Source organism: Paraglaciecola polaris LMG 21857, assembly GCF_000315055.1.
GTDB classification, from domain to species: domain Bacteria; phylum Pseudomonadota; class Gammaproteobacteria; order Enterobacterales; family Alteromonadaceae; genus Paraglaciecola; species Paraglaciecola polaris.
On record NZ_BAER01000088.1, the window covers coordinates 1 to 2572 of the forward strand.

Annotated in this window: 1 protein-coding gene; it reads right to left on the reverse strand. The window is 39.3% G+C overall.

What is annotated here, in order from left to right; all coding sequences use genetic code 11:
• Positions 1 to 381: 381 nt before the first annotated feature.
• A complete protein-coding gene (locus GPLA_RS15045) occupies positions 382 to 2232 on the reverse strand; it encodes a PilZ domain-containing protein (RefSeq protein ID WP_007105799.1) in 1851 nt (616 codons plus the stop codon).
• Positions 2233 to 2572: the final 340 nt, after the last annotated feature.

The window sequence follows — 2572 nt, forward strand, 5'->3', positions numbered from 1 at the left end:
TGTGGGAAATTAATTACGGTGATTGGTATAACTCTGAAAGGCCTAAGTGAGCGGAACGGAGACAGAAAAAATAGAGAGGTGCTTCCCAAAGCATTGTCATAGACATCGGCCGACTACAAACCAACTGATAACTGTGGATTTCCACATTATTCCCTTCGACATTTAAAGCCCACCCTGATGGAAAGTAATAAAACAGCACTTCAATGAACCTAGTTGTTTCCTATACTTTCCCTGGTGATTTCTCAATATTAATCGAGTCGATCAAAGTTTTAGACAATCTATTCCAGGATATCTTTAGTGTTGTGATAAAGATGCGCTTTGGTGATGCATATTGTGCCTCGCAATCAATAAGTCAAAGCTATTGTAATACGCCTTCTCAAATTACACGTAATATGCACCGTACTTGTCTCTGAGGTATTCAACTATCGTTTCATTTTGCTGAGATAATAAGACACCTACTACTAGGCGGCCTCGAGATTTTCTCTTTGTCCACTTCACTAATCCCTCAGTCTTATCGCTTCGCATGAAGGTAAAGTTAAGTTTGTCCCCAGCCTTAAGGTCTCCTTTGGTTTCTAGTTTCATACCATTCTTAGAGATATCCATAGCGATTGCTGATGCGCCCTCAGAAGCTACGTTGACGGGGATTTGTACACTTGCCCTAGGGTGGATCCTCAAGCTCTTCAAGTATTGGGCACGTTTGGCGTGCTGAATTAGGAAAGTGACAAAAGTTCCCAGTATTATCCCTTTGAAAAAACCAATAATTGCGAGGTAGATCATCTTGTTGTTTTGAGCGACTAAAAAGTCGACAAGCCCACTGTAACTGATATTTTGGATGTTAAACGTGTAACTTACTGCACATTGCATTACCATCAATGTACCACCTAATAAAAAACCATTGTAGAACGCCAAGCGTTTTACTTCGTAGCTGTCGAACGTATTGTCAATGATGGCTTGATAAACTACGGGGCTTAGCATTGCAAATGAGAGTGCCAACACTATACGTGCCAATGGATTACTTTCACTTCGAGCATCTAAATCGCTCACAATAATGAAATACAACGCGGCCGCTAGGGTCGACAATGCAATACACGTAGCAATCGATATCAAGTGGCTAGAGCGCCTATCACTTTTCCGTTGCGCAGCAACAACTGCTGCTATCATGATAGCCACAGAAAATGATAAGAAACTGCCAAAGGACCAAAGGAAGAAACGGTCTGAGAAAAAATTCGCTGGGTCTGTGTCTATACTGTTCTCTAATACCATGAGTATCATTGCAACAGAGAAGATCGAAACAAAACTAACTCCAACCAAGCATTGGCCCAAGGATGTGAGTAATTTAGATTTGAAAGCATCACGCCCATTTGGTTGAAAACCACAGTTTTTCAACGCGTTAAACCTTTCAGATTCGTCACTATACTTTCTGACAATGCTCTTGCAGATACAGATTTCAAAATATTCTGCCATCCTATCAAGCTCGTTGATAAATTTGTGACTTTCATTAATTTCTAGATTAAGTATTAAGCTACCTAGCTCTAGCATCCTGCGTTCGGATTCATCTGTTGGGCCAAGTAAGCGCGGTGGACAAACTGATTTAGCTACTACACACAACAATAAACAGTTTAAAAAGTGCCAATGAATTGTTTTATTTTTATGCTCTTCTGAAAAGTTATTTAGATGTTCAAGCCATGTAGTCTCAACAGACTTATAACGAGGGGTTAACTCTTCTCCAGATTTGATAATTTGTTCTTTTGCAATTTTTAGATAATGGTCCGTTGGGATAAATCTATCGGTCAATGGAAGACTGCCTCTTAATTCAACAACATCTCTGGGAATGCGGGCAAAGCCGTGTAACTTCTTTCTCCATTCTTTTTCATACTTTTCCAAAGGCGCAACACTAGCAACACTAATGGATATTAGCGCAAAAATTGTCCACCCCTGACTTTCCTGCGTAATACCCAATGCTTCTAAGACAGGCTTAAAAAATGATAACTGACTAAGGCCAGGAATTCCGTAGAGCGCTAAGGTGAGCGTAGCAATTGACAACGCATATAATAAAAAATATGCTACAAAACTCTTCGGACTTATATAGTCAATTGGTTTTCCTTTAAAACTATCAGGTGGGGCCTCCGACCATGAATTGAATCTCTTTTGTGAAAAAAACAGAATTATTACAAGGGCAACAAAAACATCTAACAACATAAAAAAGAGCTCTGAACTATTATCGTCCGCCATGATTTTTCCCTATCAGCTATACTACCGATGTTGCCATTAAGCTTATTTCAACTCGATTTTATATAAAAATGCACGGAGACTCTGAAAGCTTTATACAACTCTAATTCCTGCTACCCAGATTACAACGATGCTCATCGTCAGTACATTTATAAAGCCCCTATCTGAGAGTATAAATGTGTAAGAAAATAAGATTCAAGATATTAGCTTATGCCCAGCGTCATGAAACGATACTTTGTTTCATCTCTTTAGCAATTATAGAAGCGCCTACCAAAATAGAAAAGAAAATACTGCAGATCTCTGATTTAGTTTGCTTGAATCTCAAAACTGGCACACAGCCATC

Excerpts from the sequence above, each read along its gene's own strand:
- GPLA_RS15045 (WP_007105799.1), bottom strand. The coding sequence starts at position 2,232 with ATGGCGGACGATAATAGTTCAGAGCTCTTTTTTATGTTGTTAGATGTT.